Origin of the sequence: Pinibacter aurantiacus (assembly GCF_019130065.1) — a bacterium.
In the GTDB taxonomy this organism is placed as follows: Bacteria; Bacteroidota; Bacteroidia; order Chitinophagales; family Chitinophagaceae; genus Pinibacter; species Pinibacter aurantiacus.
Genome location: NZ_JAHSPG010000003.1, coordinates 570,402 through 592,447, shown reverse-complemented (window position 1 = coordinate 592,447; position 22,046 = coordinate 570,402). Strand labels below are relative to the sequence as shown.

22 protein-coding genes are annotated in these 22,046 nt (G+C 40.9%); 10 read left to right on the top strand and 12 right to left on the bottom strand.

Going from position 1 to position 22,046, the window contains the following annotated elements:
• Window positions 1-64 precede the first annotated feature (64 nt).
• From gldF to KTO63_RS08200, 8 genes are all read right to left on the bottom strand, one after another.
• Entirely contained in the window at window positions 65-799 is a 735-nt protein-coding gene (gene gldF / locus KTO63_RS08235; RefSeq protein WP_217790747.1) for a gliding motility-associated ABC transporter permease subunit GldF, read from the bottom strand.
• A 463-nt stretch (window positions 800-1,262) separates the two neighbouring features.
• Entirely contained in the window at window positions 1,263-2,114 is an 852-nt protein-coding gene (locus KTO63_RS08230; protein WP_217790746.1) for a pirin family protein, read from the bottom strand.
• 127 nt (window positions 2,115-2,241) lie between these two features.
• The gene (locus KTO63_RS08225) at window positions 2,242-2,955 is read right to left on the bottom strand and encodes a pirin family protein (protein WP_217790745.1); all 714 of its coding nucleotides are present in this window, start codon (window positions 2,953-2,955) and stop codon (window positions 2,242-2,244) included.
• A 191-nt stretch (window positions 2,956-3,146) separates the two neighbouring features.
• A complete protein-coding gene (locus KTO63_RS08220) occupies window positions 3,147-3,935 on the bottom strand; it encodes a segregation and condensation protein A (protein WP_217790744.1) in 789 nt (262 codons plus the stop codon).
• A gap of 278 nt (window positions 3,936-4,213) precedes the next feature.
• A complete protein-coding gene (locus KTO63_RS08215) occupies window positions 4,214-5,146 on the bottom strand; it encodes a DUF3078 domain-containing protein (protein ID WP_217790743.1) in 933 nt (310 codons plus the stop codon).
• A gap of 154 nt (window positions 5,147-5,300) precedes the next feature.
• A complete protein-coding gene (gene mscL, locus KTO63_RS08210; RefSeq protein WP_217790742.1) occupies window positions 5,301-5,714 on the bottom strand; it encodes a large conductance mechanosensitive channel protein MscL in 414 nt (137 codons plus the stop codon).
• A gap of 330 nt (window positions 5,715-6,044) precedes the next feature.
• Window positions 6,045-6,608, bottom strand: a complete 564-nt coding sequence (gene frr / locus KTO63_RS08205) for a ribosome recycling factor (protein WP_217790741.1) — start codon at window positions 6,606-6,608, stop codon at window positions 6,045-6,047.
• Window positions 6,609-6,779: 171 nt separating this feature from the next.
• A complete protein-coding gene (locus KTO63_RS08200) occupies window positions 6,780-7,907 on the bottom strand; it encodes an MraY family glycosyltransferase (RefSeq protein ID WP_217790740.1) in 1,128 nt (375 codons plus the stop codon).
• A gap of 199 nt (window positions 7,908-8,106) precedes the next feature.
• Between KTO63_RS08200 and KTO63_RS08195 the strand changes: the two genes are divergently transcribed.
• Window positions 8,107-8,994, top strand: a complete 888-nt coding sequence (locus KTO63_RS08195; protein WP_317195751.1) for a transketolase — start codon at window positions 8,107-8,109, stop codon at window positions 8,992-8,994.
• 150 nt (window positions 8,995-9,144) lie between these two features.
• Here KTO63_RS08195 and KTO63_RS08190 read toward each other — a convergent pair whose 3' ends face one another.
• Window positions 9,145-10,356, bottom strand: coding sequence for an FtsX-like permease family protein (locus KTO63_RS08190; RefSeq protein ID WP_217790738.1), 1,212 nt, complete (start codon window positions 10,354-10,356; stop codon window positions 9,145-9,147).
• Between the two features lie 25 nt (window positions 10,357-10,381).
• Window positions 10,382-10,762 (bottom strand): 30S ribosome-binding factor RbfA, encoded by a 381-nt coding sequence (gene rbfA / locus KTO63_RS08185; protein WP_217790737.1) that lies wholly within the window; start codon window positions 10,760-10,762, stop codon window positions 10,382-10,384.
• 75 nt (window positions 10,763-10,837) lie between these two features.
• Between rbfA and KTO63_RS08180 the strand changes: the two genes are divergently transcribed.
• Together KTO63_RS08180 and KTO63_RS08175 are read left to right on the top strand one after the other, a co-directional pair.
• On the top strand, window positions 10,838-12,646 hold the full coding sequence (locus KTO63_RS08180; RefSeq protein ID WP_217790736.1) for an ABC transporter ATP-binding protein: 1,809 nt from the start codon (window positions 10,838-10,840) through the stop codon (window positions 12,644-12,646).
• A gap of 144 nt (window positions 12,647-12,790) precedes the next feature.
• A complete protein-coding gene (locus KTO63_RS08175) occupies window positions 12,791-12,943 on the top strand; it encodes a hypothetical protein (protein ID WP_217790735.1) in 153 nt (50 codons plus the stop codon).
• Window positions 12,944-13,080: 137 nt separating this feature from the next.
• Here KTO63_RS08175 and KTO63_RS08170 read toward each other — a convergent pair whose 3' ends face one another.
• A complete protein-coding gene (locus KTO63_RS08170) occupies window positions 13,081-13,254 on the bottom strand; it encodes a hypothetical protein (RefSeq protein ID WP_217790734.1) in 174 nt (57 codons plus the stop codon).
• A 148-nt stretch (window positions 13,255-13,402) separates the two neighbouring features.
• Between KTO63_RS08170 and KTO63_RS08165 the strand changes: the two genes are divergently transcribed.
• Complete coding sequence (locus KTO63_RS08165) at window positions 13,403-15,502, top strand: S9 family peptidase (RefSeq protein ID WP_217790733.1); 2,100 nt, start codon at window positions 13,403-13,405, stop codon at window positions 15,500-15,502.
• A 107-nt stretch (window positions 15,503-15,609) separates the two neighbouring features.
• Here the strand turns inward: KTO63_RS08165 and KTO63_RS08160 are convergent, their stop codons facing one another.
• Window positions 15,610-16,350: a biotin--[acetyl-CoA-carboxylase] ligase gene (locus KTO63_RS08160; protein ID WP_217790732.1), complete on the bottom strand. Its 741-nt coding sequence runs from the start codon at window positions 16,348-16,350 to the stop codon at window positions 15,610-15,612.
• 361 nt (window positions 16,351-16,711) lie between these two features.
• Here KTO63_RS08160 and rsfS point away from each other — a divergent pair, with 361 nt between their 5' ends.
• The 6 genes from rsfS (at window position 16,712) to KTO63_RS08130 (ending at window position 22,041) form a co-directional block, all read left to right on the top strand.
• Window positions 16,712-16,990, top strand: coding sequence for a ribosome silencing factor (gene rsfS, locus KTO63_RS08155; RefSeq protein WP_232373085.1), 279 nt, complete (start codon window positions 16,712-16,714; stop codon window positions 16,988-16,990).
• Between the two features lie 51 nt (window positions 16,991-17,041).
• On the top strand, window positions 17,042-19,129 hold the full coding sequence (gene ftsH / locus KTO63_RS08150; RefSeq protein WP_217790730.1) for an ATP-dependent zinc metalloprotease FtsH: 2,088 nt from the start codon (window positions 17,042-17,044) through the stop codon (window positions 19,127-19,129).
• Between the two features lie 104 nt (window positions 19,130-19,233).
• Window positions 19,234-19,875 carry a LutC/YkgG family protein gene (locus KTO63_RS08145; RefSeq protein WP_217790729.1) on the top strand — a complete coding sequence of 214 codons (642 nt, stop codon included), beginning with the start codon at window positions 19,234-19,236 and terminating at the stop codon, window positions 19,873-19,875.
• A gap of 92 nt (window positions 19,876-19,967) precedes the next feature.
• Entirely contained in the window at window positions 19,968-20,372 is a 405-nt protein-coding gene (locus KTO63_RS08140; protein ID WP_217790728.1) for a gamma-glutamylcyclotransferase family protein, read from the top strand.
• A 2-nt stretch (window positions 20,373-20,374) separates the two neighbouring features.
• The gene (locus tag KTO63_RS08135; protein WP_217790727.1) at window positions 20,375-21,133 is read left to right on the top strand and encodes a UDP-2,3-diacylglucosamine diphosphatase; all 759 of its coding nucleotides are present in this window, start codon (window positions 20,375-20,377) and stop codon (window positions 21,131-21,133) included.
• Window positions 21,130-22,041 (top strand): hypothetical protein, encoded by a 912-nt coding sequence (locus tag KTO63_RS08130; RefSeq protein ID WP_217790726.1) that lies wholly within the window; start codon window positions 21,130-21,132, stop codon window positions 22,039-22,041. The genes KTO63_RS08135 and KTO63_RS08130 overlap by 4 nt, the downstream gene beginning before the upstream one ends.
• Window positions 22,042-22,046: the final 5 nt, after the last annotated feature.

Genomic DNA, 22,046 nt, shown 5'->3' with positions numbered 1-22,046 from the left:
AATATATTTTGCGGCGAGCCGCTTTAGAAAGTTTTGAGTTTTGAGTTTTAAGTATCGGAGATTTCTATGCTGCGCTAAATCTTCTCGACAGATTCCTCCATGTGAACACAAGGAAAAAAACAATCACAGATAGAAAATAAATAACATCACGACTGTCAATCACACCACGACTTAAACTTTTATAATGGAAATCAATTCCTATCATTTCAATATAGTAATCTGCACCTGAAGCAAAAACAGGAATGCGGCTGATCGCATTAAAACCTGTGTACACAATAAAACACGCAAATGCACTAATAATGAAAGCAACCACTGCATTATTACTGAAGCTGCTACAGCAAATACCGATTGCAGTAAAAATCGCCGCCAGCAAAAACAAACCTATGTATGACCCAATGGTTGCGCCTGTATCAATGCCACTTGTTTCCGAAAGTGCATTTACAGAAATAGCATAGATGATGGTTGGTAACAAAGCGATGATAACAATAAGAAGGCAGCCAAAGTATTTGCCCAATATCACTTGTTTATAAGAAACGGGACTCGTTTGCAAAATTTCATAAGTGCCTGTTTTAAATTCTTCTGCAAAACTTCTCATGGTTATTGCTGGAATTAGAAATAGCAAAATCCACGGAGCGAGATTAAAAAACTGATCGAGGGTAGCATAGCCATCGTCGAAAATATTAGTGTCGGGAAAAACAAACAGGAATAACCCCGTTAGCAATAGAAAGATGGAAATAGCAATTAAGCCTGTCAGGCTGCTGAAGAATTGTCGGAATTCTTTAATACAAATTGGCCACATAGGAGTCAAAAATAAGATTTACAGTGTACAGAAATGCAAGTATATTCTAAATACATATAGATTATAAACGATTTATATGCGTATTTATTAAGGTAAGTGAGTAGAATAAGTGGAAAAAAATGCACATAAAAAAACGGTTGAATGTAGATTTAACTTATATTCGCTGAATACTTAACTATTACTTAACACCTTTCCTACGATATAATTTACGGTTTTGATTTATTAAAAATATTATCCAAAACCAACTGCTATAATTCCGCCACCCAGGCGGAATTTTTTTATCTGTACCCTTTCAACATCCGCTATGACCGGCGTTCTACTCAAAGTAACAACAGAAATATCAGCCCGAACCTTTTTGAATTTTTCCTTTTTCCTTTTGACTTAATGCCAGCCAATAAAAAGCCGCTCATCATTTCTTAACGATTTGATAAGCGGCTAAAAAATCCCTAAACTGTGAACAATCTTAATATGTAAGTTCTCCCATCTTTCCAGCTTCAAAATTTGCAATGGCTTCCTGGATTTCAGGAAAACTGTTCATTACAAACGGGCCATAACTCACCACCTTTTCATTGATCGGCTCACCGCCAAAAGCAATTAAGGTCACATCTTCCAATGCTTTAAAAACGACTTGCGTTCCTTCCGGTGCAAATTGTACTACCTGTCCTGCCTGTATTTCATCTGCCAATATTTTCACTTTTCCTTCCATTACATACAAGCCTGCTGTATAGCCATCTTTCACAGGTAGTGTAAATGTGTTTCCCGCTTTAACATTGATGTGGTAGTAGTACATCGATGTATGAGTGGTAACGGGAGAAGTCTTGCCTTCATATTCGCCTATTAAAACTTTTACACGGCTCGTTTCATTATCCACTACCGGTAAAGTTGCAGAAGGGTAGTTTCTGAAGGAAGGCTCAAGCCTTTTCTTATCAGAAGGCAAATTGATCCAAACCTGCATTAATTCGAGGTTTCCGCCTTTTTCTAGAAACTGTTCCGTTGGTCCTTCGCTGTGAATGATACCCGATCCTGATGTCATCCAGTTAATATCGCCCGGATGTGCGATCTGGTCATGTCCTTTATTATCACGGTGGAAAAACTCTCCATCAATGATATAGCTCACCACTTCAAAACCAGCATGTGGGTGAGGTGGTATTCTTATCGACGCACCTGCCGGAACAGTTGCCGGCACCATATGATCGATAAATATAAAAGGGTCTACTTGTTTCAAATTCCTGGTAGGCAAAGCCCTTTTCACTTTATTCGCGCCTACAAATTCTATCGAAGCATCTTCGATAGTGTTTATTATTCTTGTAGTCATTGCTTGTCCTTTTTTTAAGTTGTTTGCTGTTAGTTAATAGTTGTTAAACTGGCCAACTAACAGCAACTTCATTTTCAATTTTCAACTTTCAATTTTCAATTAACTCTCCACTCTCCATTCTCAACTCTCAACTAATCATTGGTACCTCGATCGCCAGTACATCCGCATCTGCCAATGCTTTTATCTCCACGTTGTCACTTCCGCTTATGCCAATGGCATCTCTCTTATTCACAATCTGTCCATTCACTTCAATGCTTCCTTCAATTACAAACAGGTAAACACCGTTTCCTGCGAATTTGGGTACGTAATTCAATGTTGCATTTTGATCCAAAGATGCTCTCGCAAAAACAGCATCCTGGTTAATCCAAAGACCGCCGTCTTTTTCATCAGGACTTACTACTATTTGCCAGTTATTTTTTCTCGCCTCGCTGTCAAATGTTTTTTGATCATAATGCGGCTTGATGTTATTCAGTTTTGGGAAAACCCAGATCTGCAAAAAGTTTACAGGCTCCGTTTTCGAAGCATTGTATTCCGAATGATGCAAACCTGTTCCTGCGCTCATTATCTGGACATCTCCGGTATTAATGAATTTTTCGTTTCCCGTTGAATCCTTGTGGGCCAGAGATCCTTTTAATGGGATCGAAACAATTTCCATATTGTCGTGCGGATGTGCGCCAAAACCGCCACCTCCAGCCACTACATCATCATTCAAAACACGAAGTGCTCCAAAATGTATTTTGGAAGGCTCATACCAACTAGCAAAACTGAATGAATGGTAAGAATCCAGCCAGCCATGATTGGCATGACCTCTTTCTGATGAAGGATGAAATACTGTTTCCATAAAATTAAACTCCTTTTAGTTTAGTGTTTAAACATCAATTAATGTACCAAGAGATAATCAGCTGATAAAACTGCCAGCTTGTCGCGAGAAATATTATCACATTATGCAAAAGGCTTCGACAAGCTCAGCCTGACAGCATTAGCAGAGTGTCAGGCTGAGCTTGTCGAAGCCCTGCTAAAAAGATATAGCTATTAGTTCAGTAATTCGAAGTTGAAAACGTCGTCCTCTTCGCGGTTCTCGTTGAATTCCACAATGAAGTTGTTTCTTCCTTCACCCGCCAGGATCGTCATGTACTTCATTTGTACCAGCTCCAACATGCTGAGGAACAGGAAGATAGCGTGGATTCGGTTGTCGCAGAATTCGAATATTTTTTCGAACGACATTGTTTTTTCGCGGGTTACGGTGGCCAGCATGTGTTCGCGGCTTTTTTCCATAGTGTAGTGATACTGCACTACGGTATGTACTGGTTTGTTGTTGCGCTCATACACTTTTTGCATAGCCTTTTCAAAGGCCTTCATTAGTTTGAAAAGTGTAATCGCCTGTATTTCAGTTCCTTCACCCGCTTCTTCGCCAATGGACGAGATGTCTTTTTGCAGATTACCGCGTTTTACCATCAGCATACGGATGGCTTCCATTTCCGCCATTTCCGCCGCGGCCTGCTTGTATTTTTTGTATTCGAGAATTTTGTCGATCAATTCCTGGCGAGGGTCAATTTCATTTCCCTGTGCATCCAGTTCTTTTCTTGGCAACAGCATTTTTGCTTTAATGCGCATTAATGTGGAAACGAAAAGAATGAATTCGCTCGAAAGCTCGATGTTCAGGTTTTCCTGGGAATGTATATAAGCGAGAAAGTCATTGATAATCTTGGTGATAGGAATATTATAAATATCCAATTCATCCCTCTCAATGAAGAACAATAAAAGGTCAAACGGGCCCTCAAACTGAGGTAACTTGATCTGATATGTTGGCTGCTGACTCACGTATTATATTTTAAGAATAAAGCCTGCTGATAACAACAGGCTTTACAAAAATATAGTATTTACGAGGGAAATTGCCTAAGAAGGCGAATAACATTTTTTCATTCGGTATTTCAAGAATGCCTTTATTTGAAAATTTGAAAATATGAGAATTTGAAAATTCTTTCAGCTCAACTTTCATTTTCTTAATTAACTCTCCAAATATCCTGGAGTAAACAATTAGCCCAACAGACTACGCTTAAAGCATTTTCAAATTTTCAAATCCTCAAATTTTCAAATTGCTAGAACTTTACAGCCAATCCAACCCCCACACTCTCACGCAATTGCGTACGTGGCGAGTCGTGGTTGGGGCCAAAAACACGTACATCATCGTCATAAATAATGTCCAGTGCAACGCTCGCCTGGAGCCACTTGTTCACCTTTAGGGCCAGCAGGTTTGTAAAGTAGACGTCTACATTTTGCGGATTGTGCTGGTAATTGGAGAAAAGGTCAAGCCTGGACTTATACACCACATTTTTCATGATCTCGTGCATGTAGTTTATGGTCATAAACGCACCTATTTCATTACGAACGTGTTTGCCGGTATCTACGCCATAAGCGCCTTTTGCGGAAAGATCATTATCGGTAACAAATGTCCAGCGCGAAGTGAGCGGCGACACAAAAATGGTAAAATAGTCCGTTGGCCTGAAATCAATACCGGCAGAGAGAAGCAGGTAGCCCGGAGCCATGAAGTTGGATATTTTTTCCACCGTGGTGTCGTTTGGGTAGTTGTAACCTGCGGTAAACTGGCTGCGGAAATTCACCAGTCCGCTCAAATACCATTTCGGAGCCAATTCATATCCGTACTTGGAATAAAGATCTATTTTATCGTTGCTTTTGCGCATACCCAGCGACGTTGTTTTCACATAGCCAAGACCAAGATCCAGTGTATTATCCCATGTATGTCTCCCTTTTTTATAGTAGCCATATAAACTCAGGATACTATTAAAGTTGATTGACAGCTCATCGCCACCTGCGGCCCAGTTTGAAAGAGATGTCTGTCCAAAAGTGAGGGAAAACAGACCGCCGACCTTCCAGTTTCTGGGAATTGTATCATTTGGATCTTTTTTAACCGCTCTGTTACTTTCTGTCTGTAGACTTTTGATCGTTTGATCCTGTGCAAATAGCCAACCCGTCATCAAAACCAGGCTACATGCGAGCATTGCTTTTTTCATAATGATTGTGTTTAAAATAATTAATAATTAATAATTAAAAATTAATAGGTGCGGCATCCTGACAAGATTGATGTCAATCATGAAAGACTGCTCTATTAATTATTAATTATTAATTATTAATTGTCAAAGAGATTCTTTTATCGTGAAACGTTGCCTATTTCTTCAACTCATCCCTTATTTCCATCAACAATTTATCTGTGCTGGAAGGTTCTGCAGGAGCAGCGGGAGCATCTTTTTTCAATCTGTTGAGCCCTTTTACTACCATAAATAAAACAAAGGCTATGATGAGGAAGTTGATGAATACCTGGATGAAATTTCCCCACGCGAATATTGCGGCGCCGGCTTTTTTGGCTGCGTCGTAAGTGGCGTAATGCGTGCCATCGAGCGAAACAAATTTGTCGGTAAAACTGATGCCATGCAGCAGCACGCGGGAGATGATAGGCATCAGGAGGTCATTTACAATTGAGTCAACGATCTTTCCAAAGGCGGCACCAATAATAACACCTATTGCAAGATCCATTACGTTGCCCTTCATGGCAAATTCTTTAAACTCTTTTACAAAGCCCATAGTAGTTCAATTTTTATTGTTTAATCAGGTTTCTATTATTACAAATAGCTTAAAGTAATGTTGAGGATTCTGGATCAATTACTGCGGTTAGGTATTACGTTTACATTTCGAAGAATTGAAATGCATTGTTTCCGTTTGCGACAAATGTATATAAAAAAATAGTTCGGCTAATCAGTTCAGCATCATTATTATACCAATTATCGTGTTTTACATGCGAGCCGCTTTATCAAATAATCAATGCTTTTTGAGGGCAACTGGGTAATTTGCTCCGGCCACTAAATAAAAATGCCGGCACAATGCCGGCATTTTATAATCTATGTTTTAATCAGGCTAGATAGCCATGATTTCTTTTTCTTTTGTTGCAAGATGTTTTTCAATCTGCGCTATATATTTATCTGTGATAGTCTGAATATCTTTCTCAGCGTCTTTCGCAGCATCTTCGCTCAAGCCATCTTTCTGCAATTTTTTAATCATCTCAATTGCATCTCTGCGAATATTGCGGATAGATACTTTTGAAGCTTCTCCTTCACCATTGGCTCTCTTTACAAATTCTTTACGACGCTCTTCCGTAAGTGGTGGAAGGAACAGGCGAATGATCAATCCATCGTTTTGTGGATTTAAACCAATATTTGAATTGATGATAGCTCTTTCAATCGGTTGAAGCATGTTCTTCTCCCAGGGCTGAATGGTCAAGGTGCGTGCATCTACCACAGATACATTGGCAACTTGTGCAAGCGGAGTAGCTGAACCGTAATAGTCTACGGTAATGCCATCGACTATTTGAGGGTTTGCTTTTCCGGCGCGTATTTTTGTTAATTCACTTTCCAGGTGTTTAATCGCCTTGCTCATAGACGATTCCGTATCATCCATTATTATTGCTAATTCATCAGACATAGTGCTAATATTAATGGCGCAAATCTAATGTGAATTTTGTAAGTATTTAAAAGTAAAAATTAAAAAATCAAAATTCAAAAAAATGAGCTCCTCGTCATCTACAAAATGGCATCGTTTAGAAGGCGTGCCAGGATTGCTTTTGACTTTTGATTTTTGACTTTTAACTTGTCTCTACTTCTGCTCCAATACGGAATCCTTTGTCAGTGGAACTATTTTGGTAGAAAGAGCATTGCTTTCAACAGCGCTTTTTTGCAGGTTCGCCACAAACAATCTTGGGCGCTTGGTTTTTTGCAAAATACCGATTCCCACAAAGAAGGCTGTACTGATGCCCAACACGAGCAAAGTACAATTCACAGAAGGAGAAAAATAAGCTGAAGCGATGATTACAACAATGTTAGCGGCAACTAATGTAAGAACGATATTTCTGTGGGATAGGCCTCTGTCAAGTAACAAGTGATGAATGTGATTTCTGTCCGGGCTAAATGGTGAACGTCTTTTCAGCATTCTTATACTAAACACTCTTAGTGTATCGAGCAATGGAATGAACAACAACGCGATTCCAATTGCAGGGCCGCTGCTCATTGGCATTGTGGATGTTTCTGATACATTGATAAATTTGATCACCAATATAGAGTTGATAAGGCCGATAAGCAACGAGCCGGTATCACCCATGAATATTTTTGCAGGCTGGAAGTTAAATAGCAGGAACGCAACCAGTGCGCCAGCAAGCGAAAATGCAAGGATTGAATAAGCTGTTTCGCCAACCTGAAGCATATAAATTCCTACAAGCGCAGATACCATTAGACCGAGACTTCCTGCAAGACCATCAATACCGTCAATAAGATTGAAAGAATTGATCACCACAAGAATTGTAAAATAAGTAAGCAACAAGCTGTACATCTCAGGCAATTCATGAATGCCTAAGAAGCCATGCATGCTGTTGATTTGAATTCCTCCTTTATAGATTACAATAAAGGCAGCCAGCACCTGGCCAATGAATTTTTTTATTGGGGACAGAATAAGAATGTCATCTTTAATACCAAGGAAGAAAATAACCAGTGTAGCAGCAATGAAATATTGCATTTCGCTGGATTGGGCAAAGTTTGTACTAAGCATGCAGCCAAACACAAAACCGGCAAAAATGCCAAGGCCGCCCAATGAAGGGATCGGCGTTACGTGTACCTTTCTTTCGTCCGGTACATCGTACAGTTTTTTGATTTTGGCAACCTTAATGATGATTGGTATGGCCAAATAAGAGACTGCAAAAGAGATAGATAAGCTTAGTATTACATCTAACATAAGGTTTAATTGATTGCGGTACAAAAATATACTTTAAGTTGGATAACCCTTATTCAAAGTGGTCTGATAACCAAAAATTTTTATTCTTCTAATGGTTTACCATGATATTAGACAGGAATGCAGGTTAAATACAATGCAAATAAAGTACCACATACCGTTTATATTAGAAAACTTTAATGTATTCAAATTGTTGGTATAAATTTTTTTTAAGATTAGATTTGTTAAACTCAACACTTTATATATGCCTACACTACAAGAAACTGCATCGCAGATAAGGAGGGATATTTTGAGAATGGTACACGGCGCAAACAGTGGGCATCCCGGCGGCTCTTTAGGTTGTACAGAATTTTTTACAGCACTTTATTTTAAAATATTGAAGCATAACCCATCCTTTTCAATGGATGGAAAAGGAGAAGATATTTTCTTTTTGTCCAATGGACACATTTCACCGGTTTTCTATGCAACTCTTGCAAGATCAGGTTATTTCGAATTAAAAGAATTAAACACATTTAGGAAATTAGATTCTCGTCTTCAGGGACACCCAACTACTCATGAACACCTTCCGGGCATTCGCGTAGCCAGCGGATCACTGGGGCAGGGCATGAGTGTAGCCATTGGAGCGGCACTCGCAAAAAAGCTTAACAACGATCCGCAAACCGTTTTTACACTTCATGGAGACGGGGAATTGGATGAAGGACAAAACTGGGAAGCTTTAATGTTTGCAGCACACCACAAAGTGGATAATCTTATTTCAACTGTAGACTGGAATGGACAACAAATTGACGGCCCTACCGCAAAAGTGATGAATTTGGGCAACCTGCCTGAAAAATTTGCCTCTTTTGGTTGGGAAGTAATTCGCCTCGAGGACGGAAATAACATGGATCTTGTTGTCAGCACCATTGAAAGCGCGAAGACATTTTTAGGGAAAGGAAAACCGATCGCTATCATGATGCATACTGTTATGGGCAAAGGCGTGGATTTTATGGAAGGACATCACGAGTGGCACGGAGTAGCACCGAATGATGAACAGTTGGCTAAGGCGCTGGCGCAGATACCGGAGACGCTGGGAGACTATCCGGCAATTTGAGAATTTGAAGATTTGAAAATTTGAAAATGAGAGGTGTGACTTGCATCATGGATTTTCAACTCTTCGAATGTTTTGAAATTGGGTAACCGTTTTGGTGGTCGACAATAAAGAATTTTCAAATTTTCAAATTTTCAAATTCCCACATTGCGCCTATCGCAACTCAATTGGCTGTAAAGAAGCTTTTCTAGAGGGAAACCAGGAGGCCAGCATTGCCACAATTATAACGGTAAAGAGCACCAGCAAAACATCTGATGCGTATAGTTTTACAGGGTAATGATCTATTACAAAACTGCCTCCTTCGAGAGCAATGATTTTGAATTTTTCCTGCGCCCAGCAAATAATCACCGCCAGCAGAACGCCGCCCACGCCGCCAACAGAAGCTAATAGTAGGCCCTCACTTAGAAAAATGCCCTGCACTTTATTGTCGGGCGTGCCAAGCGCTTTTAATATTTGAATATCTTTTTGTTTTTCCAGAACCAGCATCGTCAATGCACCGATCATTGTAAACGCAGCCACCGTAAGTATCAATGAAAGTACGCCGTAAATGATCCATTTTTCCAGCTGCATGGCAGAGAAAAATGTTTTGTTCTGCTCGTACCTTGTTGTTACATCAATTTTGTTTCCGAGAGCTGCCTGCAAATTGCGTTTGACCTTATCCGGATTGGCACCGGCTTTTAAAGAAATTTCTGCCGCGCTGTATTCATCCGGCTGTAAGTGCAGCATACGCTGCATAAAGCCAATGTTGGTAATGACATACTTATTGTCGAAATCTTCCTGAATAGCAAAAGCCCCTGAAGTGCTTATATTATCTGCCGCGAGACTTTGCAGTGGGTCGGTGGTCTCACCTTTTTGCGGGAGGTAAACCGTTAATGGAAGCAAAGCTTTTTCTGCCTCTAGTGCCAAAGCATTTTCAACACCAACTCCCAATACAGCTACCGGTTTATCTGCGGTCCCCAATTCATAATTGCCATGTCTTACATGTTGCTTTACACTGGTGACCTTCGTGTAATCAGAGTCAACACCTTTTAAATACACCAGGCTTTGCCAATCGCCATTTCTCATCAGAGCCTTTTCTTCCACATTCAGCGAATAGGCATCCACGCCTGGAACAGTCTTGATCTTTGCCAATTCTTCCGGAGTAAAAATGATCGTTTTGCCCTTTACCGGAACCACTTTAAGGTCGGTGTAAAACGACGCATACAGTGATTTTACCAGGTCTTCAAAACCATTGTACACGCTAAGCACCACGATAAATGAAGCAGTACCCACCATAATGGCAAGTACACTTATCCATGCAATGATGTTAATGGCGTTGGTTGATTTTTTAGATCTGAAATAGCGCCAGGCAAATAGAAAATTCAATCGGGAAGTTTTTTATGCTGTAAACTTAGGATTTCTCTTCGTCTGAAGAAGGGCGTTCCTCATTGATCTTTTTAAATAATTCTTCCATTTTAAATACATAATCCAATGTATCATCGACGTAGAAGGTAAGTTGCGGCATAGAGCGCAACTGGCTTTTTACGCGGGCAACCAGTTCTTTTTTGATTTCCCACTCTCTTTCCTCAATTTTTTTGAGGGTAGCCTTGGGGTCTTTTATCTGGAAAAAACTTAGATATATTCTCGCCTGGAACAGGTCAGGAGTAATTTTTACGGAGGAAATGGAAACCATTCCGCCATCTATCATGCTTAAACCGAGTTTTTGAAAAATGGCGTTCAGTTCTTCATTTAACAAACCTGCCACCTGTTTTTGTCTTTTTCCTTCTTCCATAATATTACCTTTGTGCGCTGTAAATTTACAGCTTTAAAAGTGAAGCTGGGATAAAACCACACGATCAAATATAAAATGAAGAAGTTTTCGAGGATTTTTAAGTATATCAGGCGGTACAGCGACAAGTTGACGCTTTATTTTGTTTTTACATTACTGGCTACATTATTTGGTGTTTTTTCCATCGCCATGTTGATGCCTTTCTTTGATCTTATTTTCAAGCCCGATCAGCCTGCAAAACAAATTTTGAGTGACACAAAATTGTTGTCGGTAGTGAACCGATACCTTGTAGGTGTGATTCAACGCGACGGACGTGTTGCCGCATTGACTATCATCTGCGTGTTTCTTATTGGGTCTACATTATTAAAAAATCTTTTCCTATATCTCTCCAATCTTTTATCGGCGCCAATCAGAAGTGCTGTGGTCACAGAAATGAGGAAGGACTTGTATAACAAGATCCTTGAGCTGCCGGTAGGCTATTTTACCGAAAAAAGAAAGGGCGATATTATGTCGAGAATGACCAATGATATCGTCGAAATTGAAAGTTCGATAGTGGGTACTATGGAAGGATTGGTAAAAGATCCTATCACGATAATCGGATACCTCATCTCGCTGATCATTATTTCACCTGTGCTTTCTCTTTTTCTTTTGATTTTATTGCCCGTAACAGGTTTTTTTATCGGGAGGATCAGTCGTAAATTGAAAACGCAATCACAAGACGCAGCTGTGAGACTCGGTGAAAGTTTGTCGATCATGGATGAAACGCTTGGCGGTCTTCGTGTGATCAAAGCATTTATGGCAGAGAAACTATTGAGCACAAGATTTTTTGCAATAAATGATGACCTTTTCCGCATTCGCAAAAAAATGAATGCCCGTCGCGATCTTGCTTCTCCTCTTACCGAATTGCTTGGTGTAATGGTGCTTTGTATTATTTTGTACTTCGGAGGACGACTTGTATTGGCTGGTGGCAATACGCTTACAGCATCTGGTTTGCTGGCGTACATAGCTTCTTTCGGATTGCTCATTAATCCGGCAAAAAATATTTCAACTTCTTTCTTTAACATACAAAGAGGTGCTGCAGCGATTGAGCGTGTGGAAGAAGTACTGAACGCACCGGTAACTGTACAGGACAATCTCAACGGTAAGCAATTGCCAGCCTTTAATGATAGCATTGAATTACGCAACGTGTCATTTGCCTACGATGATGCAGTGATTTTAAAGAACATCAATCTTACTATTAAAAAAGGTAAAACCGTTGCGTTGGTAGGTTCCTCCGGTGCCGGAAAGTCAACTCTGGCCGACCTTGTACCGCGTTTTCATGATGCAACGGGTGGTGAAGTGTTGATTGATGGTGTTAATATAAAAGACTATTCTTTAGCATCAGTGAGACAACACATAAGCATTGTAACGCAGGAGCCGATCTTGTTTAATGATACCATCGCAAACAATATTTCTTTGGGCTCTCCAAATGCTACTAAGGAAGATATCATTAACGCCGCAACGGTAGCCAATGCGCATAAATTCATTGTACAAAAAGAAGAAGGTTACGATACCAACATTGGTGACCGCGGCTCTAAACTGAGCGGCGGTGAAAGACAAAGGCTCACCATCGCCAGGGCGGTATTGAAAAATCCTCCGATCTTAATCCTGGATGAAGCCACTTCTTCCCTCGATACAGAAAGTGAAAGACTGGTGCAGGACGCCATCAATAATATGATGCAAAACCGCACCAGCATTGTGATTGCACACCGACTTTCCACCATTCGCCACGCAGATGAAATCATAGTATTGCAAAAAGGTGAAATTGTAGAACGCGGTACGCATGAAGAGTTGATTGCGCTGGAAGGTTTCTACAAGAAGCTGGTAAATATGCAGGAAGTGAAATAGGGGAGATCAATTAGGAATTAGGAATTAAGAATTAAGAATTCTTTGAATGTTTACTACAAAAGATAACGCATAGATGCTCTGGCTCGTGAAGACACGAGCCAGAGTTTTTTATTTAATGTTCTAAATTTTTTAAACTTCCTATCTATGGATGAAAAAAATGACTGGTGGGATGAGATTAGCGATGAGCAAAAAGAAGCTATCGACAAAGCCCTGACAGAAGCAGAAGAGGGAAAACTTAGATCTCATGAAAGCGTAATCAAAGAGTTGTTAGAGCGGTTAAAAAACAAGTCCAGCTAAGCTTTTAGTTGGTTTTCGCCGCCGTTGTTGGTGTAAATCGTTGCTTTGGGCGGGAGCTCACCAACAACAACCAGCACAATTGTTGTTGGTACGTCGGCGCTGCAAGCTGAGCTTCGATACCAACAACGGCGATGACCTTATAGCTCATTCAAAAAATCTTTTGCAAATGTTCCTTTTAGCTTTCCCAGTTTGAACTGCTGCATTTCCTTCAAGCCTCTTTTAATGTTTGCTTTTACGTTTTCTACTTTTGATGAAACCGCTTGCTTTGTCAGATATTCGGATTGCTTTTTCTTATTTCGTCGAAGTTTCATGGGATCTGTTTTTCATCTATTAAGACAGCAAATCTAAGATTGTATCGTACAATTGGCTTAATCGAAATGGGCGACACAATTTTTTACACCATCGGTATCACATTTCTCAAAACCTTTTTTACATTCGACGATCAAATAAATGCCTAACATGAGGAAAAATCTACTGTTTGTCGCATCAATTGCATTGATGTGCAGTGCAAACATTTCTTTTGCCCAAAAGAAAACATTCTCGTTCAACGATGTTTTCAAATCCGGCGCCAATCTGAATATTACCAAGCCATTGCCGGACATCTCGAGATGGATCGACAATGAACATTACCTGGAAACAAAGAGAGAAGATGGCAAAGCCACACAATACAGCGTGGACGCCAAAACAGGCAAAGCGGTTGTTTTCACCGGACAATTGAAACCTACCCAGCCAATAGTACCAATGATCGGCGTGGAAGGTGCGGTAAATATGACCGCTTCTCCGGATGGAAAATTTTTCGCATACACAAAGAACAACAATCTCTATGCTTTGGAGATTGCAACACATAAAGAAACACAACTTACAACTGATGGCTCTGACAACATTTTGAATGGATATGCTTCATGGGTGTACTATGAAGAAATTCTCGGAAGAGCCAGTCATTACAAGGCTTTCTGGTGGAGCGATGACAGCAAACACCTTGCATTCATGCGTTTTGATCAATCAATGGTGCCTGTTTTCCCTATTTATGTCGCAGACGGTCAACATGGTTATTTGGAAAATCAACGCTATCCAAAAGCCGGCGATAAAAACCCCGAAGTAAAAATTGGTATCGCCGACATTGCCAATGCAAAAGTGAATTGGGCAGATTTCAACGACAAGGACGATCAGTATTTCGGCACTCCAATGTGGGCACCAGACAATACCTTATGGGTGCAGTGGATGAACCGCGACCAGAACAACCTGAAAATTTATTCAGTAGGTTTCGATGGCGCAAAAAAACAGGTGTACAGCGAAGAACAAAAAACATGGATCGTACTGGATGAAGATGATCGTTTCCAGTTCATCAACGGAGGAAAACAGTTCATTGTTAAAAGTGACAAAAGCGGTTGGAAACAATTGTATCTCTACAATGCAGATGGCACGTTTGTAAATGCAATTACCCAGGGCGATTTTACCGTTACTGCCGTTTCATTTGTGGATGAAAAAAACAAAGCCGTTTACTTTAAAGCACGCAAAGAAAACTCAGCTCGATTTGATTTATATAAAGCTCCTTTCAATGGCAAAGGCATTACCAGACTGACTTTTGGCGAATACACCCACGACGCGATCAATGTTTCGCCGGATGGCAAATATTTCATCACTACCTATTCCAATCTTAACACGCCACCAACAATGGCGCTGGTTGACAACAAAGGAAAAGTAATTCGTGAATTGGGCGATAGCAGGGGCGCAAATTTTGAGAGCTATGCACTCCCAAAAACAGAATTGGTAAGGGTAAAAAGCGATGACGGTTTGTTTGATTTGCCAGTAACGATCACTTATCCTATCAACTTCGATCCTTCCAAAAAATATCCGGTATTGGTAAGTATTTATGGTGGCCCGGATGCAGGCACCGTTTACGACAGATGGAAACCTGTTGGTGGCCTTAACCAGTGGTGGGCACAAGAGGGCCTGGTGCAGGTGGCTTTTGACAATCGCAGCAGTGGCCACTTCGGAAAAAACGGCATGAACTACATTTATCGTCAGTTGGGTAAATATGAAATTGGAGATTTCATGACCTGTGGCCGCTGGTTGAAAAAACAGCCATGGATGGATAATGGCAAACTTTGCATTACCGGCGGCAGCTTTGGTGGTTACATGACTTGCATGGCGCTAACCTACGGTGCAGATGTATTTGATTTTGGTATTGCGCAAGCTTCTGTAACAGACTGGCAGTTGTACGATACGCATTACACCGAGCGTTTTATGGATACGCCAAAAGACAATCCGGATGGGTATAAAAACACTGCTGTTAATACCTATGCCGATAAATACAAAGGATTGATAAGAATTGTACACGGCACAACCGATGACAATGTGCACATGCAAAACAGCATTCAACTGATCAACAAGCTGGAAGATCTGAAAAAGGATTTTGAGTTTATGCTCTATCCAAACGAGCGTCACGGAATCGGTTCAAATGTTGCGGCTAAGCGCATTCACAATGCACTTGAGTCTTACAAGTTTTACTACAAGAATTTGTTGAATAAACCTATGCCGGAAGATTTCTGGAAATAAGAGAAGAAGAAACACCACTAAGGACACGAAGTTTCACTATGTAAATTATATACATGACCATCTTAGTGAAACTCGTGTCCTTAGTGCCTTAGTGGTAAATGAGCGACTCACACTACCAAACTAACTTCCCCCAGACTAAACTCCCGCTCCATTGTATCAAAAGTCATCAATTTGCCTTGTTCATTCACGCCCTTGATGATTGTTTCAAAAACGGCGATATCCTTTCTCAGTTTTACTTTTTGCCCTCTTTTGTACAAGATTTCGTTGTAGTTATCCAAAGTTTCCTGCAAAGGCGCAGAAAATAGCAGATCATATCTCTTTTGCAGGCAATTGCACAACTCCTTTGCCATTTCCACTGTTGGAAAGGTTTTCCCCGTTATTTGTTTTAGCGAAACCGGATTTGTCACGCCATCGGCAAAAACGGTCTGGTTGATGTTGAGGCCAATCCCCACAATGGCAAATTGCCAATTCTTGCCGGCAAGGACGTTTTCTATTAAAATTCCCCCTGCCTTTCTGTCACGCCAGTAAATATCATTTGGCCATTTAACCGCAACATCGTCAATCGCATATTTTTTAAAAAAGTCATAACAACCGGCAGCAATTGCCGCGCTTAAGAAGAATTGCCGGGTGACCGGAAGCCCCGAAGGCTTAAGCACAATGGAAAGCATGATGTTTTCCAGCGCCGTGGTTTTCCATTGGCGCCCCAATTGTCCCTTTCCGGCCGTTTGTTCGTGGGCAAAAAAAGCCGCTCCGTGAGTGGCCAATCCTTCATGTGCCATTGCCATGGCATAGTTGTTGGTGCTGTCAATACTAGCCAATTCGGTAAAAGGGAAGCCTATAGTTACCATACATAAAGAAGTTGGAAAAGATTATTACTTTTGAGCGTTGCGAATGTAGTATTTTCTTTATTTTGAGATGGTAAAGGCCGCTGAAAAACAGGAATTGAGTTTCAGCCACTTTTTGAAAACCGTAAGGCAACTTTTGAATGTAGTTTACTTTAGTTACGGGGCTATTTTAGCTAAGAAACATCCCCGGAATCACAATAGCAACCTACTAATATTTAATTACTAAAAGATTTCATTATTGGAACAATTGTCAGTATTAGCTACCCGCAAACGTAGCAGTGTAGCAAGGTTAACGAAGAGCTCCAAAATCCTCAAGGTCATCATTCATGCTATTCAGGAAAAAAAGGGTGAAAACATAATAGCTATGGATCTTCGAAAAATCCCAGAAGCAGTTGCAGATTTTTTTATCATTTGCCAGGGATCATCCTCTCCACAAGTAAAAGCTATATCAGATTCTATAGAAATGGAAGTGAAAAGCCAGTGCGATGAAATGCCTTACAGGCAGGAAGGGCGCTCGGCTTTACAATGGGTGCTGATAGATTATGTGAACGTTGTCGTGCATGTGATGCAACCCGAAACCCGCAAGTTCTACAAACTCGAAGAAATGTGGAGCGACGCGGAAGTAACTGAGCATAACGGCTAGGCATTGAACCAACAAAACAACATAGCAATAATTTAGAACAAGACTAATATCATGTTACCAGAAGATAAACAACCAAATAACAAAGGCCAGTTCCCAAAGATGCGTCCCAAAGATGACAGAAACGCTCCGAAAGGACCAAAATTCAACATCTATTGGGTGTGGGGAGCTATCGCAGCGATCCTGCTCAGCTTTCAGATTTGGGGTTCGTTCAATCAGGACGGACAAAAGATAAACCAGTCCGATTTTTTTCAAAACATGCTGATGAAAGGCGATGTTGATAAAATGGTAGTGGTTAGCAACAAAAAGGTCGTAAAGGTTTTCATTAAATCAGATAGTCTTAAAAAGGCTTACTATCAAAGCTTTACCTCAAAAAATTCAATGCGTGTTGTAACCGATAAAGGCCCGCAATTTGAATTTGAAATTGGTGAACCTAAAATATTTGCGGACGACCTTCGCGAGTTTTATACAAGAAATCCGACAGTTAAAGCGATTACACCCAATTACGAAAGCGAACCTGAATGGCTCACTCAGTTTCTGGGATATATTTTCCCAATTGTGGTGATAGTGCTGATCTGGATATTGCTGATGCGTAAAATGGGTGGCGGCGCCGGCGGAACCGGCGGCCCCGGCGGCATATTCAGCATTGGAAAATCTAAAGCTACACTATTCGATAAAGGCACAAAAGTAAACATTACTTTCAGCGACGTAGCCGGTTTGGACGAAGCGAAAGTAGAGGTGATGGAAATAGTTGACTTCCTGAAGAATCCGAAAAAGTATACGTCGCTCGGAGGTAAGATACCGAAAGGTGCATTGCTTGTAGGCCCTCCGGGAACAGGTAAAACGCTTTTGGCAAAAGCCATGGCAGGTGAAGCGCAAGTTCCTTTCTTCAGCATGAGCGGTAGTGATTTCGTTGAAATGTTTGTGGGTGTGGGTGCGAGCCGTGTGCGTGACCTGTTCAAACAAGCGAGAGAAAAATCACCTTGCGTAATATTCATCGATGAGATTGATGCGATCGGTCGTGCACGCGGTAAAAACGCGATCATGAGCAACGACGAGCGCGAAAGCACATTGAACCAGTTGCTGGTGGAAATGGATGGATTTGGTGGCGACAGCGGAATCATCGTTCTGGCGGCAACTAACCGTCCGGATGTTTTGGATACCGCACTATTGCGTCCAGGTCGTTTCGACAGACAGATCAGCATTGATAAACCGGATGTGAAAGGTCGTGAAGCGATCTTCAAAGTGCATCTGAAACCAATCAAAATTTCAAACACTGTAGATATTCATAAACTGGCTGAACAAACTCCGGGTTTCGCAGGTGCAGATATCGCCAACGTATGTAACGAAGCTGCATTGATCGCTGCCCGTAAAGGTAAAGCCGGTGTGGAAATGGAAGACTTCCAGGATGCAGTTGACAGAGTGATCGGTGGTTTGGAGAAAAAGAACAAGATCATTTCTCCTGACGAGAAAAAGATCATCGCTTACCACGAAGCCGGACACGCTATTTGCGGTTGGTACCTGGAACACGCATATCCTTTGCTGAAAGTTACCATCGTTCCGAGAGGTACTGCTGCATTGGGTTACGCTCAATATACTCCTAAAGAACAATATCTGTACAACACAGATCAACTGTTGGATCAAATTTGTATGACGTTGGGTGGACGTGCAAGTGAAGAGATCTTCTTCAACAAAATTTCTACCGGTGCACAAAACGACCTTCAGCAAATTACACGCACTGCATATGCAATGATAACTGTGTATGGCATGAATGATAAAATAGGTAACGTAAGTTTCTATGATCCGCAAACGGAAAATTCATTCACCAAACCATACTCTGAAGAAACTTCCAAAATGATTGACGAGGAAGTAAGAAAATTGATTGATGCTGCTTACGAACGTACCAAGGCTTTACTTACAGAGAAGAAGGGCGATGTAGCAAAACTAGCAGAAGCATTATTGGACAAAGAAGTTTTGTTCCAAAGCGATGTAGAAGTTTTGATAGGAAAACGTCCGTTTGAAGAGAAGAAAGTGCTGGACGTAGACGGCAAAGATCATGGTAGCAGTTCAACAATGGGAGAGATCAGTGAAGGCGTTCCTCCTTATGATAGCGATGTAACAAACAAAGCTTTGAATAATTAGTTGAGAATGGAGAATTGAGAGTTGAGAGTTGAAAATGCCTGTATCGTTGGTCATTCAAGCTTAACTCTCAACTCTCAACTTTCAACTCTCAACTTTCAATTGATATGAACGTTTCACCATCCAAGGAAAATATTTTAAAGAAAATAAGAAAGGCGTTGAGTAGTTCAACGCCTATTCCTTTTTTACAAAGTGAGGGAAATAGCTCTGTATTTCAGCCCTCACGACAAGAATTGGAAGTGCAGTTTGCCGAAGAATTCACCAACCTGAAAGGCAAATTTGTGTATTGCATGAACAAAGAAGAGTTGGCCCATCAGCTTTCTCAGCTTGCAACATCCAATCAGTGGGAAAAACTATTTTGCAATGAAACAGCCCTGCGCAATAACTTTTCAGGCACTCTGGGCCAGTGGTATACAGATGATCTCAAGAATTGTGATGCAAGCATTACCTCATGCGAATGTTTGGTTGCCAGAACAGGCACCATTGTAATGAGTGCGGGTCAGGAAAGCGGACGCACCGTGAGTGTGTATGCGCCCATTCATATTTGCATCGCTTACACAAAACAATTGGTGTATGATGTGAAGGATGGACTGCTGTTTATGAAAGATAAGTACGGAAATAATCTGCCTTCCCTGATCACTTTTGCAACCGGTCCCAGTCGCACAGCTGATATTGAGAAGACATTGGTTGTAGGTGTACACGGTCCGAAGGAGGTGTATTGTTTTTTGGTAGAGGGAGGCAATGACTGAATAACTGATTAACTGAATAACTGAATGGTTGAATACCAAAAAGTCTTCATAGCATAGAATCACTCAGTTAATCAGTTATTTAATAGTTCAATATGTCAACCTGCTTGTTCGTATATGGCACACTTCGAAAGCCCTTTCCAGCGCACTCGATGATAGAAGAATATTTTTCCTTTGTTTGCAACGCGCAGATCAGGGGAGTGCTCTATGATGAAGGCAATTTTCCTGCGGCTGTTCCAACGGACGCGCAGCTGTTTATACAAGGAGAATTGTATAAGCTGAAAAACGATGATCTTTTTGTAGACGCGTTTGCCAAACTCGACAAGTATGAAGAAACGCAGAGTGAATTATTTGTAAGAGAAACTACAACTGTTTTTGCCGATAATAATTCAATAAAAGCGTGGATCTACTGGTACGGTAAAAGTGTTGAAAATTTAGACGTGATAGAATCCGGAGACGTAGTGGAGTATTATAACAATCAAAAAAATAAAGTGAAGTAAGAATGGAATTGGCGCCCAATAAAAAAGTTTATTTTCTATCAGATTTTCATTTAGGTGTTCCTGATCATGCAACAAGTCTCACCAGGGAAAAACGCATTGTGGAATTTTTAAGCATCGCACAAAAAGATGCCGCGCACATTTTTATTGTAGGCGATCTGTTTGACTTCTGGTATGAATACAGAAAAGTGGTACCAAAGGGCTACGTGAGGATTTTGGGAAAAATGGCAGAGATCACAGATAGTGGCATTCCAATAACATTCTTTGTAGGCAATCACGATATGTGGATGCGGGATTATTTTGAGAAAGAATTAAACATTCCTGTTTACTACGAGCCGAAAGAATTTGTTTTCAACAACAAAACATTTTTAGTGGGTCATGGCGATGGCCTTGGTCCCGGAGATCACGGTTATAAATTTATCAAGAAAATATTTCGCAATCCCGTTTGTAAATGGCTGTTTGGCGTGTTGCCACCAGCAATAGGCGTTGGTGTTGCAAACTACATGAGTCATTCCAGCCGCGCTGCAACAGGTGAAAACGACAAGAAGTTTTTAGGTCCCGAAAACGAATGGTTGATCATTTACAGCAAAGAGATTTTGCAAAACAAACACTACGATTACTTCATTTTCGGACACAGGCATTTGCCAATAGATTTTGATCTTGGCCAGAACAGCCGTTACATAAATCTTGGCGACTGGATTTACTACGACAGCTACGCAGAGTTTGACGGCAATGACCTTCACTTAAAATATTACAAGGCTTGAGAAAGTTTTTAGTCATATTATCCCTCGTTGTATTCAATACCTCATTGGCTATTGCATTTCCTTCCAGCAATGATGCACAGGTTGTCTATCAACTAACCCAGCCTGCTAACGTCAGTCGGGCAGGAACTAACAACCAACAACTCCTCACTGACACTGTTCCCCCGGGCGCAGACCTCAAATTGCTGCAAGTGATCGAAGGAGACATCATCAATTTCACCGTTGACAACCTGGGCAATGTTTATCTCATCAACAGTAAATACCAACTTAAGAAACTCAATGAGAAGGGGGATTCTGTGGGTGTTTTCAATGAAGTGAGACGATATGGCAACCTTACTTACATCGATGCAACAAACCCTTTAAAGTTGTTGTTATACTTCCAGGATTTTACAACGGTTGTGGTGCTTGACAGGGTTCTGAACAAACGCTACACTTTTGATTTACGTCAGCAAAACATAATGCAGGCACGAGCCATCAGCCAGTCGTTCGATAATGGCATTTGGGTATATGATGAAGTAGAAGCAAAGCTTAAAAGGCTTGACGACAATGGAAATGTGATAGATAATAGCTCTGATTTTCGTGTGTTGTTCAGTACGCCGCCAACGCCTGTTGATATTGAAGATCATAACAAACTGGTTTATCTCTACGATCCCAAACAAGGGCTGTTCATTTTTGATTACTATGGAAGTTTAAAAAATAAAATTGCTTTGCTGGGTTGGGAAGATTTTCAGGTGATTGACAAAACTGTTTTCGGCAGAAAGGGTAACGTATTGGAAAAATATGAAACCGGCACACTCATGCTAAACGAACAGGCATTTCCTTCCCTGCTTACTAATGTAGAAAAATGCCGTATCTCTGTAAATAAACTGTACTGCCTTTCCGGTGGGAAAGTCTATGTGTATGAATTGTGAGAGGA

Bases quoted from the DNA above. Each gene is read 5' to 3' on its own strand.
- KTO63_RS08140 (WP_217790728.1), top strand. From the start codon at position 19,968: ATGTCAACCTGCTTGTTCGTATATGGCACACTTCGAAAGCCCTTTCCA.
- KTO63_RS08225 (WP_217790745.1), bottom strand. From the start codon at position 2,955: ATGGAAACAGTATTTCATCCTTCATCAGAAAGAGGTCATGCCAATCAT.
- KTO63_RS08180 (WP_217790736.1), top strand. From the start codon at position 10,838: ATGAAGAAGTTTTCGAGGATTTTTAAGTATATCAGGCGGTACAGCGAC.
- gldF (WP_217790747.1), bottom strand. From the start codon at position 799: ATGTGGCCAATTTGTATTAAAGAATTCCGACAATTCTTCAGCAGCCTG.
- KTO63_RS08230 (WP_217790746.1), bottom strand. From the start codon at position 2,114: ATGACTACAAGAATAATAAACACTATCGAAGATGCTTCGATAGAATTT.
- ftsH (WP_217790730.1), top strand. From the start codon at position 17,042: ATGTTACCAGAAGATAAACAACCAAATAACAAAGGCCAGTTCCCAAAG.
- rbfA (WP_217790737.1), bottom strand. From the start codon at position 10,762: ATGGAAGAAGGAAAAAGACAAAAACAGGTGGCAGGTTTGTTAAATGAA.
- KTO63_RS08160 (WP_217790732.1), bottom strand. From the start codon at position 16,350: ATGGTAACTATAGGCTTCCCTTTTACCGAATTGGCTAGTATTGACAGC.
- frr (WP_217790741.1), bottom strand. From the start codon at position 6,608: ATGTCTGATGAATTAGCAATAATAATGGATGATACGGAATCGTCTATG.
- KTO63_RS08215 (WP_217790743.1), bottom strand. From the start codon at position 5,146: ATGAAAAAAGCAATGCTCGCATGTAGCCTGGTTTTGATGACGGGTTGG.
- rsfS (WP_232373085.1), top strand. From the start codon at position 16,712: ATGGATCTTCGAAAAATCCCAGAAGCAGTTGCAGATTTTTTTATCATT.
- KTO63_RS08170 (WP_217790734.1), bottom strand. From the start codon at position 13,254: ATGAAACTTCGACGAAATAAGAAAAAGCAATCCGAATATCTGACAAAG.
- KTO63_RS08145 (WP_217790729.1), top strand. From the start codon at position 19,234: ATGAACGTTTCACCATCCAAGGAAAATATTTTAAAGAAAATAAGAAAG.
- KTO63_RS08175 (WP_217790735.1), top strand. From the start codon at position 12,791: ATGGATGAAAAAAATGACTGGTGGGATGAGATTAGCGATGAGCAAAAA.
- KTO63_RS08200 (WP_217790740.1), bottom strand. From the start codon at position 7,907: ATGTTAGATGTAATACTAAGCTTATCTATCTCTTTTGCAGTCTCTTAT.
- KTO63_RS08135 (WP_217790727.1), top strand. From the start codon at position 20,375: ATGGAATTGGCGCCCAATAAAAAAGTTTATTTTCTATCAGATTTTCAT.
- mscL (WP_217790742.1), bottom strand. From the start codon at position 5,714: ATGGGCTTTGTAAAAGAGTTTAAAGAATTTGCCATGAAGGGCAACGTA.
- KTO63_RS08165 (WP_217790733.1), top strand. From the start codon at position 13,403: ATGAGGAAAAATCTACTGTTTGTCGCATCAATTGCATTGATGTGCAGT.